Annotated in this window: 14 protein-coding genes; 4 read left to right on the top strand and 10 right to left on the bottom strand. The window is 33.4% G+C overall.

What is annotated here, in order from left to right:
- The first annotated feature begins 137 nt into the window (after window positions 1-137).
- Window positions 138-1,145: a recombinase RecA gene (gene recA, locus GKZ88_RS20135; RefSeq protein WP_089053501.1), complete on the top strand. Its 1,008-nt coding sequence runs from the start codon at window positions 138-140 to the stop codon at window positions 1,143-1,145.
- Window positions 1,146-1,715: 570 nt separating this feature from the next.
- Here the strand turns inward: recA and GKZ88_RS20130 are convergent.
- A complete protein-coding gene (locus tag GKZ88_RS20130; RefSeq protein ID WP_155104109.1) occupies window positions 1,716-2,468 on the bottom strand; it encodes a lysophospholipid acyltransferase family protein in 753 nt (250 codons plus the stop codon).
- Window positions 2,469-2,670: 202 nt separating this feature from the next.
- Window positions 2,671-3,099 carry a GxxExxY protein gene (locus GKZ88_RS20125; RefSeq protein WP_347343901.1) on the bottom strand — a complete coding sequence of 143 codons (429 nt, stop codon included), beginning with the start codon at window positions 3,097-3,099 and terminating at the stop codon, window positions 2,671-2,673.
- A 217-nt stretch (window positions 3,100-3,316) separates the two neighbouring features.
- Between GKZ88_RS20125 and trpS the strand changes: the two genes are divergently transcribed.
- Window positions 3,317-4,291 carry a tryptophan--tRNA ligase gene (gene trpS, locus GKZ88_RS20120; RefSeq protein ID WP_155104108.1) on the top strand — a complete coding sequence of 325 codons (975 nt, stop codon included), beginning with the start codon at window positions 3,317-3,319 and terminating at the stop codon, window positions 4,289-4,291.
- Between the two features lie 68 nt (window positions 4,292-4,359).
- Here the strand turns inward: trpS and GKZ88_RS20115 are convergent, their stop codons facing one another.
- Both GKZ88_RS20115 and dprA read right to left on the bottom strand, forming a co-directional pair.
- Window positions 4,360-5,217, bottom strand: a complete 858-nt coding sequence (locus tag GKZ88_RS20115; protein WP_155104107.1) for a hypothetical protein — start codon at window positions 5,215-5,217, stop codon at window positions 4,360-4,362.
- A 73-nt stretch (window positions 5,218-5,290) separates the two neighbouring features.
- Window positions 5,291-6,391, bottom strand: coding sequence for a DNA-processing protein DprA (dprA, locus tag GKZ88_RS20110; RefSeq protein ID WP_155104106.1), 1,101 nt, complete (start codon window positions 6,389-6,391; stop codon window positions 5,291-5,293).
- 238 nt (window positions 6,392-6,629) lie between these two features.
- On the opposite strand from dprA, the gene GKZ88_RS20105 reads away from it, so the two are divergent.
- Together GKZ88_RS20105 and GKZ88_RS20100 are read left to right on the top strand one after the other, a co-directional pair.
- Entirely contained in the window at window positions 6,630-7,595 is a 966-nt protein-coding gene (locus GKZ88_RS20105; protein ID WP_155104105.1) for an SPOR domain-containing protein, read from the top strand.
- Between the two features lie 129 nt (window positions 7,596-7,724).
- Window positions 7,725-8,192 carry a hypothetical protein gene (locus GKZ88_RS20100; protein ID WP_155104104.1) on the top strand — a complete coding sequence of 156 codons (468 nt, stop codon included), beginning with the start codon at window positions 7,725-7,727 and terminating at the stop codon, window positions 8,190-8,192.
- A gap of 35 nt (window positions 8,193-8,227) precedes the next feature.
- On the opposite strand, the gene GKZ88_RS20095 is transcribed toward GKZ88_RS20100, so the two are convergent.
- From GKZ88_RS20095 to mnmG, 6 genes are all read right to left on the bottom strand, one after another.
- The gene (locus GKZ88_RS20095; RefSeq protein WP_155104103.1) at window positions 8,228-8,986 is read right to left on the bottom strand and encodes a hypothetical protein; all 759 of its coding nucleotides are present in this window, start codon (window positions 8,984-8,986) and stop codon (window positions 8,228-8,230) included.
- Window positions 8,987-9,062: 76 nt separating this feature from the next.
- Window positions 9,063-11,342, bottom strand: a complete 2,280-nt coding sequence (locus tag GKZ88_RS20090) for a helix-turn-helix domain-containing protein (RefSeq protein ID WP_155104102.1) — start codon at window positions 11,340-11,342, stop codon at window positions 9,063-9,065.
- A gap of 105 nt (window positions 11,343-11,447) precedes the next feature.
- A complete protein-coding gene (locus tag GKZ88_RS20085; protein ID WP_155104101.1) occupies window positions 11,448-12,029 on the bottom strand; it encodes an OmpH family outer membrane protein in 582 nt (193 codons plus the stop codon).
- A gap of 682 nt (window positions 12,030-12,711) precedes the next feature.
- Window positions 12,712-13,560 (bottom strand): class I SAM-dependent methyltransferase, encoded by an 849-nt coding sequence (locus tag GKZ88_RS20080; protein ID WP_155104100.1) that lies wholly within the window; start codon window positions 13,558-13,560, stop codon window positions 12,712-12,714.
- An 89-nt stretch (window positions 13,561-13,649) separates the two neighbouring features.
- Complete coding sequence (locus GKZ88_RS20075; protein ID WP_155104099.1) at window positions 13,650-14,114, bottom strand: hypothetical protein; 465 nt, start codon at window positions 14,112-14,114, stop codon at window positions 13,650-13,652.
- 173 nt (window positions 14,115-14,287) lie between these two features.
- The gene (gene mnmG, locus GKZ88_RS20070; protein ID WP_155104098.1) at window positions 14,288-16,159 is read right to left on the bottom strand and encodes a tRNA uridine-5-carboxymethylaminomethyl(34) synthesis enzyme MnmG; all 1,872 of its coding nucleotides are present in this window, start codon (window positions 16,157-16,159) and stop codon (window positions 14,288-14,290) included.
- Window positions 16,160-16,215 lie beyond the last annotated feature (56 nt).

Here is a 16,215-nt window from a genome sequence, read left to right as displayed (position 1 = left end):
TTTGTAACAATTTGACATAATCAAACTTCAAAAAAAGAAGTAATTTTACAAAATTATAAGTCGTTCAAAAAGCAGGAAAACTTTCTTCTATATTTTTTTGACGGCTAAAAATAACCATTTAGATAATTTAAGAAAAGATGAGTTCAGACAAAGAAGCCAAATTAAAAGCGTTACAGCTAACACTTGACAAACTTGACAAAACCTACGGAAAAGGAACCGTAATGAAAATGGGCGACAAAGCCATTGTGGAGGTAGAAACGATTTCTTCTGGCTCACTTGGTGTTGATTTAGCTCTTGGAGTTAATGGATATCCAAAAGGAAGAATTATTGAAATATACGGGCCAGAATCGTCTGGTAAGACTACTTTAACATTACATGCAATTGCTGAAGCTCAAAAAGCGGGCGGAATTGCAGCTTTTATAGATGCTGAGCATGCTTTTGATAGAAATTATGCTGAAAAATTAGGCGTAGATATCGAAAACCTGATTATTTCTCAGCCAGACAACGGAGAACAGGCTTTAGAAATTGCTGAAAACCTTATTCGTTCTGGAGCTATAGACATCGTGGTAATTGACTCGGTTGCGGCTTTGACTCCAAAAAGTGAAATCGAAGGCGAAATGGGAGATTCAAAAATGGGTCTTCACGCACGTTTGATGTCTCAAGCTTTGAGAAAATTAACTGGAACAATCAGTAAAACAAACTGTACTGTTTTCTTTATCAACCAGCTGAGAGAGAAAATTGGTGTAATGTTTGGAAATCCTGAAACTACAACGGGTGGTAATGCATTAAAATTCTACGCTTCAGTACGTCTAGATATTCGCCGTTCTTCTCAAATTAAAGATGGAGAAAACGTAATTGGAAACAGAACTAAAGTTAAAATTGTTAAAAACAAAGTGGCTCCGCCTTTTAAAACTGCTGAATTCGACATTATGTACGGAGAAGGTGTTTCTAAAACTGGAGAAATTCTTGATTTAGCGGTTGAATTTGAAATCGTTAAAAAAGCAGGATCTTGGTTCAGCTACGGAGATACCAAATTAGGCCAAGGGCGTGATGCCGTTAAAGCTTTAATTAAAGATAATCCAGAATTAGCTGATGAATTAGAAGTTAAAATTAAAGCTCACATCAAAGAATTAGCTAACGCATAAAACTTTAAAAGTCTGCAAATTGCAGACTTTTTTTTAAAACCTGACAAGATTAAATCTTGTCGGGTTTTTTATTTTGAAAAAAAATTAAAAATTGACGCAACCATTTTAAAAAAATCTCATCTAGTAACTAATAATTAAATTTTAATTGGCATCGCCATAAGTGCCTTTTTGAAAATTTTTAGAATGAATTTGGTTGATTTGTTTTTTAATAAAAATCCGTTGGTTTATTTGGTGCTGACGGGTTTTTATTCTCTTTTGATAAAAAAAATTTCATATCTCACGCAACCTTTTTCATTTTTTGCTCTCTATAGTAATGTGATGTTAGCTTGAGTTTTAGATAAACTCTTTATTATCAATCCTTAATATTTTTAACCATGAAAGAGAAAATAGAAGTGTTGTACAGTAAAAACCGAAGAAAAACCAAATTGAAATTTAAAAAAGTATTGCGATTTATTTCAGAAAAAATCATTCACAGATAAGATTTTGAATATAAATAAGGGGTTATTTTAGTTCAAAAAAAAGCCCGGCATTCCTGATGCTTAAGGAATGCCGGGTTCTGTTTTTTATCTACTATTTCAAATCTTTTTGCTTGAATTCGAGTAATCCGTTATAAATTATTTGTCTTACTTGATCACGAAGTTGTTTTCGATTTTCACCTGTTAATCCGCTTGTTTCAACAAATGGAAGGATCTTTGCTCGCATTTTTCCAGGGCTTCCGCTTAAGAAAGTATATGAAAAACGTTCTTTGTTATCTGGAAAAACAATTGGGACAATCGGAATATGATGATCTATCGCCAAGCGAAAGGCACCGTCTTTAAACTCATCCAGCAAAACACTTTCATCATCTGGAACGCCTCCTTCTGGAAAAATACAAATACTAAGTCCTTGATTAAGCCTGTTTTGTGCTCTTTTGAAAACTTCATTTTTGCTTTTTGAAGAATTCCTGTCTACCAAAATACAAGTTCTTTTATAGAAAAATCCAAAAAGCGGAATCTTCACCAATTCTTTTTTTCCAACAAAAACAAAAGGATTTTTAATGATAGCCAGCATCAGCATAATATCCGTCATCGAAGTATGATTTGCGACGATCATATAGCTTGTATTTTTAACAAGCTTCTGCTCGCGCTTTACTTTGTAATAAAAACCCATCCCGTAAAGGATGAATTTAGACCAAATGCGGGCCATTTTAAAAAAATAGGGGTATCCGCTTTCTGATATAATAGAAATCAATAAAAACGGCAACATAATCAATATCGGAATGGCCATTAAAACATAAAACCAAATGCGCCATAAAACCCAAAAAATAATCTTTATTCCTTTCATAGTTTCAAATGTAATAAAACCTTAATGAATTTTACAGCGTTTTTTTATTGCAAATTTTTATTTTAAAGAGTCAGAGGGGGTTTTCATAAAACTTTGAAGTTTCTTTCTAGGTTTTTAACGCAAAGTTCACAAAGGTTTTTCGCAAAGAAATGAAGTTATATTTCTTTGAGGTTTGCTTTGCAATAAGGTCTCAGAGCTTTATCTATAGGTTGTTTATGACTCTTCTAATTCCATTTTTTAGCAGCGTTTCATTGAAATTTATAAGTAAACCGAGTTTGTAGTTTCCTAGTTTTAAATATGTTAATGTTTGCGCCAAATGATTTAAACTAAGAGATTCTACACTTTTAATTTCGATAAGGAATTTGTTTTCAACCAGCAAATCAATACGAAATCCGCAATCAAGTTGAACCTCTTCAAAAACTAATGGCATTGCTTTTTCTTTTTCTACAAGAAGTCCTCGCTTCTTAATTTTATAAAACAAGCATTCTTTATAGACATTTTCCAACAAACCTGGCCCAAGTTTTTTATGAATTTCAATAGCAATTCCAATAATAATATTTGATATTTCGTTTTCTGTCATAATTATAAAAATATCAAATTTAATAAATAAATTCTTATTTTTTAAATCCATTATTTAACCTAAAGAAGCGATATTTTAAGGATATAACTTTGAGATCTTATTGCAAAGCAAACCTTTAAGATTATTTCATCTTCTTCACTTTGCGAAAAACCTTTGCGCCCTTTGCGTTAAAAAACATCCAATAACTTCCAAATCTCTGCGTAAAACCTTTACAGACTTTGCGGTTAAAAAAAACATCACGACATTTGCAATTCAGAAAAAATCGAGAATGGCAAAAATACTTACTGGTGTTCAAAGTACAGGAACACCGCATTTAGGCAATTTATTGGGAGCAATTATTCCTGCAATTGAATTATCGAGCGATCCGGCAAATGAATCTTATTTGTTTATTGCTGATTTACATTCGGTAACGCAAATTAAAGACGGTAAAACATTAAGAGAAAATACGTACAGCACGGCTGCGGCTTGGCTGGCATGTGGTTTAAATCCTGATAAAGTTACTTTTTACAGACAGTCTGACGTTACTCAAACTGCCGAATTGACTTGGTATTTAAGCTGTTTTTTTCCGTTTCAACGTTTAAGTTTGGCAACCTCTTTTAAAGATAAAGCCGATCGTTTAGACGATGTAAATGCGGGACTTTTCACCTATCCGATGTTAATGGCCGCAGATATTTTATTATATGATGCTGAGTTTGTTCCAGTTGGAAAAGATCAGTCGCAGCATTTAGAAATCACGCGTGATGTTGCTACAAGATTTAATCATCAAATGGGAGAAACTTTTGTAATTCCAGAAGCTAAAATTCAGGAAGACACTATGTTGATTCCGGGAACAAACGGAGGAAAAATGAGTAAATCTGCCAATAATATTATCAATATTTTTCTTGACGATAAGACTTTACGCAAACAGGTTATGAGTATTGAAACGGACAGCACACCGCTTGAAGCACCTAAAAATCCGGATACCTGCAACGCTTTTGCAATTTATTCTTTATTAGCAAATGAAACTCAAATTGCCGAAATGAGAGCCAATTATTTAGGCGGAAATTACGGTTACGGTCATGCCAAACAAGCTTTGTTTGAATTGATTACAGAAAAATTTAAAACTGAAAGAGAAAAATACAATTACTACATAAACAACCTTGAAGAAGTTGATGCGCTATTGAAAAAAGGCGCGGCAAAAGCTTCAGTTGTTGCTGACGGAGTGCTAGCAAAAGTTCGCGCGGTACTTGGATTTGAAAAATAGAAACCCAAATAAAAAGCCTGATAAAACAATTTCTATCAGGCTTTTTTTATATCTTTTAAATGGCGTTTTTATGCTCTACCTAGACGTGCTAAAAGCAAAATCACTCGTATTACAATAATTATAACAACAACGATCGACCAGCCAGAAAAACCAGAAGAACTTCCAGAATCACTTACTCTTTCGTTTGCTGCATCCAGAGCGTCTTTATTTTTTCGGAACAAAGCATTCAAATCATAATTAACCGCATTATAATTCACTAAAGATGAAATCATTGGGTTCATTAATTCATGTCGAACCGCCGAATTACTGTGCAAATTATAAACTTTGTTGTACACTGTTTTAATCTTCTCATCTTTTTCAGTCGATCTAAAATGAGAAACTAAAACATAAAAACTGCGGTATTTAAGGAACTCAACCGTTCTGTTTATATCACTTAATTGCAAGTTTCCGTTTATTGAATCTATCGCAAAATCGAGTTTTTCAGATACTTTTTTGCTAAGATTTTCCATAGAATTTTCAGGAAGATATTCCTTTACTGCCAAGAAATCATCAATATTATCAAATCTATTTTGTTCGATTAATTGATTTAAAATAGCGTCTAAATCTTTAGATAAAAATTTGTCAATAAATGCCTGAACATCTTCTTTACTAGAAGAAACTTTATAGTCCGAATTAAATCTGTTTCGGGAATAATTCTTTTTTGAAAAAAAATTATATAAGATTCGATTATTAGAAATAAATAAAAGCTGTCCAGCAAAATTTTGCATCGCTAAAATTAAATTATCGCCTAGATCATGCTGCACATTTGAGTTTCCTGAGCGTTCAATTTCAAACTGTCTTCTTGCTTTTTCAATGTCTTCGGCGCTGAAATCCCTTATGTTCTCTTTGTAAATTCCAGCATTTTCAAATAGTTCAATTATATTCATTAAAGTATGATTTTTGGTTAAACAAATATATTCTTTATATCATTTAATCCAAGTTTCTGTGTTAAAAAAACACTTAAATTGCTTCAAACATTTTACCAGGCAAAGGCCTGATCACACCTTTAAGTTCCATATTTAAAAGCATTCCAGATATTTTAAAAATTGGGAAATTGCACTCTAAGGCAATACTATCTAAAAGCTCTTTTCCGTTTTTTTGCAGAAAATCATAAATCTTCTGCTCATCTGGTTCAAGATCAATAAAAAGCTGTTTTTGGATCGTTTTCGGCTTCTTTTCAAGATCCCAGTTCAAGACATAAATCAAATCGGCAGCACCTGTCAGGACATTTGCTTTTTGCGTTTTAATCAGATCATTACATCCTTGGCTGTATCGGTCTGTTACGCGGCCAGGAACAGCAAAAACTTCGCGGTTATAATCATTAGCTAAATTGGCCGTAATTAATGATCCTCCTTTATCTGCAGATTCGATTACAATTGTAGCCTCGGTCATACCGGCTACAATTCGGTTACGGCGAACAAATTTCTCTTTATCAGGATTTGAGGAACTCCAAAACTCTGTAATAAATCCGCCGTTTTCTTCCATTTTTGCAATATATTTTTTGTGTGTTTTTGGATAAATCTGATTTAAACCATGCGCCAAAACACCAATAGTCTGCAAGCCATTTTCCATCGCTAATTGATGCGCCACAATATCAACACCGTACGCAAATCCACTAACGATTACAGGATCAAGCGGTACAAGATCTTCAATCAATTTTTTGCAAAAATCAATTCCATACGATGTTACTTGCCGAGTTCCCACAATGCTGATCAGCTTTTTGTTTTTTAAATCTATATTCCCAGAAGTAAAGATCAAAACCGGCGAATCGATACAGTGTTTTAAGCGATCCGGGTAATTTATATCTTGAAAATAGGAAACATTTATTCCATCTGATTTTATAAATTCAAGTTCCTGATTGGCTTTTTCAAAAACAGTTTTGTCTTTTAAATTTTTGAGTAAAACCGAACCAATTCCATCTATCCCAGCAATTTGAACTGATTTTGCTTTAAAAACGGCTTCAGCGTTTCCGCAATGTGCCAATAATTTTTTCGCCATAATATCTCCTACTCCATCGACTTTGAGTAAGGCTAACAAGTAAAATAATTCCTGGTCTGACATTGTTTAAAAATATTATGTAAAATAGAATTAAAAACTAAAACAAAATTAAGCTGCAAATATGGTTAAATTAAAGTAATTTCTTAATAAAAAATAGTTTTTATGACATCTTCGCCCCTACGACCTGAATAACTTATGATATAAATATTTGAAAACTAATTGTCTATAAAATAATCTCAATTGTTAATAAAAATTGTGAATAAAATTTTGATAACTATATTCGTTCCCTAACTTTGTTACTATGAAAATCGAAACTTACATAGGACAGTTATTGTATCGTTATCAGTGTGTAACGGTACCAGGCTTTGGTGCTTTTTTGACGGAAATTCAGTCAGCGCAGCTGAATGAAAACACGAATTCGTTTTTTCCTCCAAAAAAAATGATCACGTTCAACAGTCATTTAAAAAACAATGACGGTTTGCTTGCCAATCATATTGCATATGCTGAAAAAACATCATATGGTTTTGCTGTAAGCGCTATTGCTTTTGAAGTTTTAAGCTGGAAAAAAACACTTGAAGAAGATGGCACAATAAGCTTAAAAAATATTGGCGAAATTCGCTTGAATTCTGAAAAAAACATCATTTTCACACCAAATGATCAAACGAACTATTTAGCAACTTCGTTTGGATTAAGTCCGTTTATTTCTCCTGCTATCAAAAAAGAGGTTCTTGAGCGCAACTTAGAAGAAGTTTCGACGAAAGAAACTGTGGCTCTTTACGATGATGAGGAAACTCGATCATCAAATCCATTCTTGAAATATGCCGCTATTTTTGTTTTAGGACTTGGAATTACTGGAAGCATCGGATATCCATTATATCAAAATCAAATTGCTTCGCAGACATTAGTGGTGGAAAGCGCAGTTCAGAAAAAAGTAGAAAACAAGATTCAGGAAGCTACTTTCTTCATCCAAAATCCTTTGCCTGCAGTAACACTTTCTGTAGATTCTGCAAAAGTGGAATCGCCTGAAGCAAAACTAATGCCTTACCACATTATGGCTGGTGCTTTCAGGAGTGAAGAAAATGCTAGAAAAGCATATAATCAATTGATCAAAGATGGTTATCAGGCTCGAATGCTTGGCGAAAACAAACATGGCTTATTCCCGGTTTTATACGGAAGTTATGCCACGATGGCTGAAGCTGCACAAGCTCAAAAAGAAATACAAAAAGGCGAAAATCCAGATGCCTGGATCTTAGTCGAAAACTTATAAATTTCAAAAAATCCGATTCAGTTGAATCGGATTTTTTTTTGCCTTATTCTACTATTTATAAAACTTAAAATTTCACTTTTAAATTTCATCCACTCCTAATTTCGTTTTTTATTAAAACTTAAAATAAGGATGAAAAAGATATTCAAAACGTTTGCTCTTTCAGTGTTGTTGCTAAACTCGCAATACTTTATTGCTCAACAAATTAATAAAGATAAAACACAGCAGGAAATAGAATTTCAAAAAGCTGAAAAAGAAATTCAAAGAACGCTGGCAGAAAATCACAGAAGACTTGATGATCAAATTTTGGAATTAAGCAAACAGCAAAAGGAGCTGGAAAAGCAGAAAAAAGAAGCAGAATCTAAAAAGAAAAATCTCAGCAAATCTGAAAATAATCTGAAGTCTACAAAAGACAAAATCAGCAAACTTGAGCTTGAAAACCAAAAAATAGAAAATAAAATTACCACAACTTCAATATCAGAAGAAGAACTAGCGAAACAAAGGCTAAAAACGAAAGAAAACGAGCTAAGTATTCAAAAATTAAAATTAACGCAAATAACGCAGGAAAAAGAGCTTGAAAAGGCAATGTCTGCGATATAAACAAAAAGCCCCTTCAAATTGAAGAGGCTTTTTGTTTATCGTGGAACAATTGTCGCGTTTTGATTTAAAATTTCTTTTCCGTTTTGTGTAATAACTAATCGCGCTGGCGGCGACTCACTTGTACCTAAAACTATAATATCACAAGTATAAATATAATTTCCTTTTTTGAATTCGATATAATGATTTCCTCCAGATCCTTGCTGAACCCATTTTCCGTTAGTGATTATCAAATCAGGCTTTTCACTCATTTTTTGCTTGATTGACCAAGAAGCATAGCGATAATTTTCATTCCCTAAATCATCAATCCTGATTCTGAATTTTGAAGTTTCAAGAATGTACTCCGGTGCCTTAAAATTTGCAATTGAAGGATGAAGCTTCGTTTTTTCAGAAGCAATCAGTTTTGCTTTTAAATCTTTTTCAAACTGCGACTGATAATTAATTCCTATTATTTTACCGTCAGTATCCATCCATAAAGTGCCGCTGTTCAGCATAATACCACGCCAGCCCATTTCTGACCAATCTTTTGCAAGATTCGATTTAATAATTTCACTTGTCAATTTTGCATCAAAAATCTGATCATATTTTTTTATAAAATCGGCTTTGTTGGTGATGCTCGGAATTGGATATTCTCTGCTGAGTGGAAAAGAAATAAATCCCGCAACTGCTTCTTTATCTCCTTTTTTTACATCGGCAATAAAACTTTTAATAAATTTTTGATATTCTGGTTTCAGATCTTGGCCAATTACATTGCTCATCCAAAATATTGCAATTGAGAGATATACTAGTTTTTTCATGATTTCTATTTTACATAATGTTTTTTGCAATACTTCTAAAATTTAGAATTCTAAACACAAGTTACAAAATCTAGAATCAATTTATGCTGGCCTTGAACATCTTCAGTTCATCCCAAGTAAATTCATCACCGTATTTTTCCTTCAACGGACTCAAAGATTCTTCTTGATAAAACTCAAAAGCATCACGAAGTGCCAGAATTTTATCATCTGAAAGAACGTCAACAATATCAACTTTTTTGGCTTGAATCAGTTTTATCAAATGCGTTTCTACCGTTTGAACCGTCAATTTTCTGATCCGTGCAATATCTTCAACAGAATTTTTCTCAACCCAGAGATCGTACGTTTCTTCTACAGTTGTCTTTTTTACAGCTTTTTCAGCCTCTTTTTCAGCTTTTTTATAAGAATAACGCGTAACAGGTTCATCAACCTGAAACATATCCGTATTCGTCATTTTAAAATCTTCTCTGATTTTTGAAATTTTATCCGTTTTATAATTTTTAATTGCAGGAGAAGTCAGACTTTCTTTGCTGATTGTTTCACGGGAAACCACAATTTCAACCAGCAGTTTAGCTTTCATTAAACGCAAAACGGCTTTTGTTTGTAAATCGTCCAGCACTGATAATTCTTCGTAGTATTCCTTAACTTTTTTAAATTTCTGAATTTCAGCTATTTTACTTAAAAGATCTGTAACCAGCTTATCCATTGGCTTAAAAAAGTACTCATAAGCCGCCTCTACTCTTTCTTTCACAAAAACCAAATCGACAGTTTCGCTGCTGAAAATTTTATTAAGCTGATTGATAAATTTCTGCGAAGGATTTACAAGCGCTTCAATAGAATCCAGGCGTTTATACGCCCAAACGGAATGTTTTGCTTTTTCTGATCCTGTTGCATTTTCGTTATAACTGAAACGATGATTGCGCCATTCCTGCGCTAGATCTGTCCAATTAAAACTGTTAATCAGATAGTTATGTATAAAATTTTTAGTTTCAAAATGAAGCGAATTTTTCAGATCGTCTTCCGAAGCTTTGTTCAAAGCATAATCCATCACGTCTTGATCATTCGAAAGACCATTCATTTGTATCGAAGAAAGCAAAATAAGCCCGTTTAAGGACGTTAAACGTGAAAGTGCAACATATGCCTGTCCAGGCAAAAAAACTTGCGATACATCCAGCGCTGCTTTCTCAAAAGTCAAACCCTGACTTTTATGAACCGTAATTGCCCAAGCCAGTTTTAGCGGATAATGCGCAAAAGTGCCCAAAACCTCTTCTTCGATTTCTTTTGTAAGTTCGTTTACTTTGTAGCGAATGTTCTTCCACTCGTATTTCTCTACCTCAATAGTCTTATTTTCTTCCGGAAAATGAACAAAAATTTCTTCTGCAGAAAGCGATTTTATTATTCCCATTTTTCCGTTGAAATAACGTTTATCAAAAGACAAATCATTTTTGACAAACATAACCTGAGCGCCAACTTTAAGCTTCAGATTTTCTTCAACAGGAAAAATTTTCTCTGGAAAGTCGTGAACTACAAACGGCTGATAGGAAAATTCAATTCCTGGCAAATCATTAATTGCCTGTTCATTAATCGCATCGGCTTTTGCATTGTGAGTCGTTAACGTGATAAAACCAGGATTCATTTTCAGATCAAAATCGGGTTTTACATATTGATTTAAAACCTGAATATCCTCTTTTGTGATTTGATTATTTCGGAGATTGTTCAAAACAGAAATAAAGACATCATCGCTCTGACGATAAATCTTAGATAATTCAATGTACAAAGGTGGGTTTTGCTGAATGACATGCGAGTGAAAAAAGAATTTTCCTTTGTAATAATTACGCAAAGTTCGCCATTCTTCATCGCGAATTACCGGCGGAAGCTGTAATAAATCGCCAATAAAAAGTACTTGAACACCACCAAAAGCTCGCGTATTTCTTCGAACTGTCTGCATCATAAAATCAATCGCATCCAGTAAATCAGCGCGAAGCATACTGACTTCATCAATAATCAGCAATTCCATGTTTCGAATCACATTTCGCTTGACATTATTCATTTTGAAATGTCTTCGCAGCGATTCTTTATTTTCAAATTTCACTGTTTCAGTAAACTGTGAACTCTCTTCGTAAGAAGGAATAAAAGCCGAAAAAGGCAGCTGAAACATAGAATGAATCGTAACACCACCAGCATTTAACGCTGCAATACCTGTAGGAGCTACAACTACAGTGTTTTTATGCGTAGTCGCAATAATTTCACGCAAAAGCGTCGTCTTTCCTGTACCTGCTTTACCGGTAAGAAAGATGGATTTTTGCGTCTGATTTATGAATTGTAAGGTGTAAGCAGCAGCTTCTGAAACGTTTTGCATTCTGGCAAGTATTAAACGTCAAAAGTATCGCATTTTTATAAAAGAAAAAAACCTAAATCAATTGCTGATTTAGGTTTCTCCATTTAATTTAGTTAGTTTGGTAGTTTATTTTTTAGCCTCTTCACCTTCTTTTGCAGCAGGTTTTCCATCGGTTTTTGGAGCTGCTTTATACTTGTCATTCAATTCTTTAATGATATCTTTTGTGATATCAAATTTATCTTCAGCATATAAAATTGATGCAGCATCACCTGTACCATAAATGTATGCGTAACCGTTCTTTTTACCGTAATCTTTGATGAATTTTTTAACACCGCTGATTAACGAATCCATTTCTACACCGCTTTCCTGCTGTAATTGCTGTGATAAAGCTTGTTGAGCATAACCCAATTGCTGCTCTCTTTTTTGCAATTCAGCTCCTCTTTGTTGTGCCCATTGCTGGCCATTTGCCTGCGCCTGGCTTTGAAAATTAGCAGCGTCTTGTTTAAAACGAGTAATTTCAGCTTGTAGTTGTCTCCCTTTTTCCTCCGCCTGAGCTTTGTATTTTGCTTCCAGGTCTTTTGCTTCAGTGTATTCTTTCATTAAAACTGAAGTATCTACGTAAGCTGTTTTTACTTCCTTAACTTCTGCTGTTTGATTACAAGAAACAGCCAAAATTGAAAGTCCGATAATTACTAATGCTTTTTTCATTTCTAAATTTCTATTTTTTTTATTGGTATGAAAGACAAAAATATAAAAAAATAAATAGCACCAACATAAAGTTTAAAAAATGCTAAAATTTTATGATATTAGTTTTTTTTATGGCATAAAAGTATTCGATAAAATATCATTATTAAAAGTGGCTTTCATAGCTTTTGTCTCCGATAATTTCTCAAAAAAGACAATACAAGTCCTCAATTTAACCAAGAAAACGCCTTAAATACGCTTATTTCAAGTTTTGATCCCTTTTTTGTCAATAAGTGTGTGTCTAAAACTTTTTAGATTCTTCCTTTTTAAAATTTGATGAAAAAAGAAGTCAAAAAAATGTTCTTTTTTAAAATTTAGCTGTTTTGAAAAATTGAAGCATTTTTTCTTGAAACATTTTATAAATTTTCAATTTTTGAAAAACAAAAAACCACAAGCTTAAAAAAACAAAAATCGCGAAATTTTTTTTTGAAAAAGTCCAAAATTAAAAATCGAAAAAAACAAGAAAAAATCCCAAAAATAGCAGCAATTTTAAGGTATTAGTTTTCTTTATGGATCAAAAAAAAGCTATAAAATATCACTATTAAAAGTGACTTTCATAGCTTTTTTCTAAGCGATTATCTTAAAAAAGACAACACAAACCCTCGTTAACAACAAGAAAACGCTTTAAACGCGCTTATTTGCCGTTTTAGCTGTTTTTTAGGACATAAATGTGCGATGAATACTCTTTTGTTGATGACGCTTTTAAATTGGATCGCAAACCGACAAAAAATGCATTGATATAATTCATTTTTCCGGTTTTGTATTTTTCAGAAAGAAGACTCACATAAAATGAATCAAATTTCATTGGAAGCACTTTTTCTAATTTCATGTCGACTTTTTCAAAAAGTGATTTTATCGCTTTTTTCGAAAAATGCCAAAAGTGAATTGGCACATCAAAAGCCGCCCAAAACTCTCCGTAATATTTTGCGTCGTATGATTTAAAATTTGGAACCGCAATAATTAATGTTCCAGTTGGCTTAAGCAATCGCTTCAATTCTTGAATTTGAAATTCTAAATTTGGAACGTGTTCTAAAACGTGCCACATTGTAATTACGTCAAAAGAATTATTTTCGAGTTCGCTGATTTCTTCAACAAATGAAATTCCTTTTTGCTTGGCAATATTTTTTGCTCGATCGCTTGGCTCAACTCCAATTACATTCCAGCCGTCATTTTTTGCTGTCAATAAAAAATCACCAGTTCCGGCACCGATGTCTAAAATCTTTCCTTTTTGAGATTGTTCCGAATTAATTAAATTCAATTTATTTTTTAAAGCGATACTTTTTACAAAATGATATGCTTTTTCAAAAACAGAACGTTTGTTGTCTGTATGCGAAATATAATCTTCGCTTTCGTAATATCTTCCTAAATTTTCTAAATCTGGCTGCGGCGAAGTGATCAGCATATCCAAATTTTCATCATGATACAAATCGAAAATTTCTTTTGAAACAGAATGGTCTTTTACTGTGAGAAAATGTTTTTTATTTAAAACGTCCATTTTTTAATTATAGGTATTTTGGTTTAATTTCATAGCAAACCCTAAAAGTAAAATTTTCACTTTTAGGGCTTCCTCTTTTTATCTTTTATTTATCTTTTCCAATTAATTTTTACTCCCGACATTTTTTCGTTTTCAATTCTGATTTCTGTCAAAATTGTAAAACCATTTTTAATATAAAATGGCATTGGAGATTTATAATGTGTTGCGTTTTGTTTTATTTCATTTTGATGATCAACAACCCAACCATTCAAACTTATATTATTATTTTTTAATTCATTCATCAAAAGCATGCCATTTCCTTTTCCCTGGATTTGATGATTTAAAATTATAGCAAACCAATTTTCATCTTCTCGTAAAAAAGTAAATGCCCAACCCTTAATTTTATCTAAAGCATCAAAAAGCAAATAATGTTTCGTATTTGAAAGACCGTTTAAGTACAATTCAAAATCCTGCATGTTTTTACAATTTAATCTTGCCGGATATTCTTCGTTCCAAAGTTCACGTAAAACTTCTTTTTCTTCTTCGGATAAAATTTCTCTCTCGACAATTCTCATAAATAGAATTTTAATTTTTAACTCTTTTGTTTCACGTGGAACAAACTTATTTTTTTGTTTCAGGTTTTCTTTTGTTTCAAGTTTCACGTTTTAAGTTTTAAGTTTCACGTGAAACAAAAACAAAGTTTCAAGTTCCAATAAAACGTGAAACCTGAAACTTGAAACAAACTTTTCTATCTTCCCATATAAATCAAAAGCACGGAAATATCACTTGGTGATACGCCACTAATTCTTGAAGCTTGAGAAATTGTCACAGGACGAATTTTACTCAATTTTTGTTTCGCTTCAATCGACATGGATTTGATTTTATTGTAATCGAAATTTTCTGGAATTTTCACTTCTTCTAAACGAGTTAGTTTGTCGGCGTTATTTCTTTCCTTTTCGATGTAGCCAGAATATTTAACTTGGATCTCGGCTTGCTCTAAAATTTCCTGATCTAAATTATTCTCTTCGATATAAGCTTTCACTTTCTCAAATTTCATCATATCCTCCAGATCAATTTGCGGACGAGAGAATACTTTAAACATTTTATCACCTTGCGTAATTGGAGCCGTTTCTTTCGCTTCTAAAATTGGATTTGTTTCGGCAACCGAAACACTTGTTTCTTTGAAGAAGGCAACCATCTTTTCAGACTCGTTTAATTTCTTTTCCATTCTTCTCAAACGAGCTTCAGAAGCAAGACCAATTTCGTGCGACATTGGCGTCAATCTAAAATCGGCATTATCTTGTCGCAACAATGTTCTGTATTCTGCTCTTGATGTAAACATACGATAAGGTTCTTCCGTTCCTTTCGTAATTAAGTCGTCGATCAAAACTCCAATATAAGCTTCATCACGTTTTAAAATTAACGGCGCTTTTTCATGTACTTTCAAATGCGCATTTATTCCGGCCATCAAACCTTGCGAAGCTGCTTCTTCATATCCAGTCGTTCCATTAATTTGTCCGGCAAAATATAATCCTTCAACCAACTTGGTTTCCAAAGTATGTTTCAATTGTGTCGGTGGAAAATAATCATATTCGATCGCATAACCTGGACGAAGAAATTTTACATTTTCAAAACCTACAACTGTACGCAAAGCTTTAAACTGAATATCCTCTGGAAGAGAAGTTGAAAATCCGTTTACATATACTTCGCAAGTTTTCCATCCTTCTGGTTCAACAAAAAGTTGATGACGTTCTTTATCGGCAAAACGATTTATCTTGTCTTCAATTGAAGGACAATATCTCGGACCTAAACTTTTTATTCTTCCATTGAACATTGGCGAACGATCAAAACCAGATCTCAAAATATCATGAACATCAAGCGAGGTGTATGTCATATGACAAGATCTTTGATGCGTCAACGGAACCGTTAAATCCGAATAAGAAAACTTATCCGGTTTTGCATCTCCTTTTTCTTCGTTCATTTTTGAATAATCCAAAGAGCGTCCATCAACTCGTGGCGGTGTTCCTGTTTTCATTCTTCCAGCTTCGAAACCGGCATTCACTAAATCTTCGGTAATTCCAGTTGCCGCACTTTCGCCTGCTCTTCCTCCACCGAATTGTTTTTCTCCAATATGAATTAATCCGTTCAAAAAAGTTCCGTTTGTCAACACAACAGATTTAGATCGAATCTCTACTCCAAGTGAAGTTCTAATTCCTTTTATCTTTCCGTTCTCGATAATCAGACCTTTTACCATTTCTTGGTAAAAATCTAGATTTGGAGTTCCCTCCAACATCAGTCTCCATTCTTCTGCAAAACGCATTCGATCACTTTGAACTCTCGGCGACCACATTGCAGGTCCTTTCGATTTGTTCAACATCTTAAACTGAATTGCAGTTCGGTCTGAAACAATTCCGGAGTATCCTCCAAGCGCATCGATCTCGCGAACAATTTGTCCTTTCGCAATTCCTCCCATTGCAGGATTGCAAGACATCTGGGCTATGTTCTGCAAACTCATTGTAACCAATAAAGTTTTGGATCCTAAATTTGCGGCCGCTGCTGCGGCTTCAGATCCTGCATGACCAGCACCAACTACAATAACATCGTATTCTTCTAAAAACATTTTGTTTTATTATTCTCTGGAAACCGTTTAAGGCAGTTCTCAGAATTAACTTTATT

It is taken from the genome of Flavobacterium sp. LC2016-01 (assembly GCF_009711135.1).
Classification (GTDB): Bacteria; Bacteroidota; Bacteroidia; order Flavobacteriales; family Flavobacteriaceae; genus Flavobacterium.
Note: the sequence above shows the minus strand (reverse complement) of the source record. Positions and strands in the feature narration are given on the sequence as shown.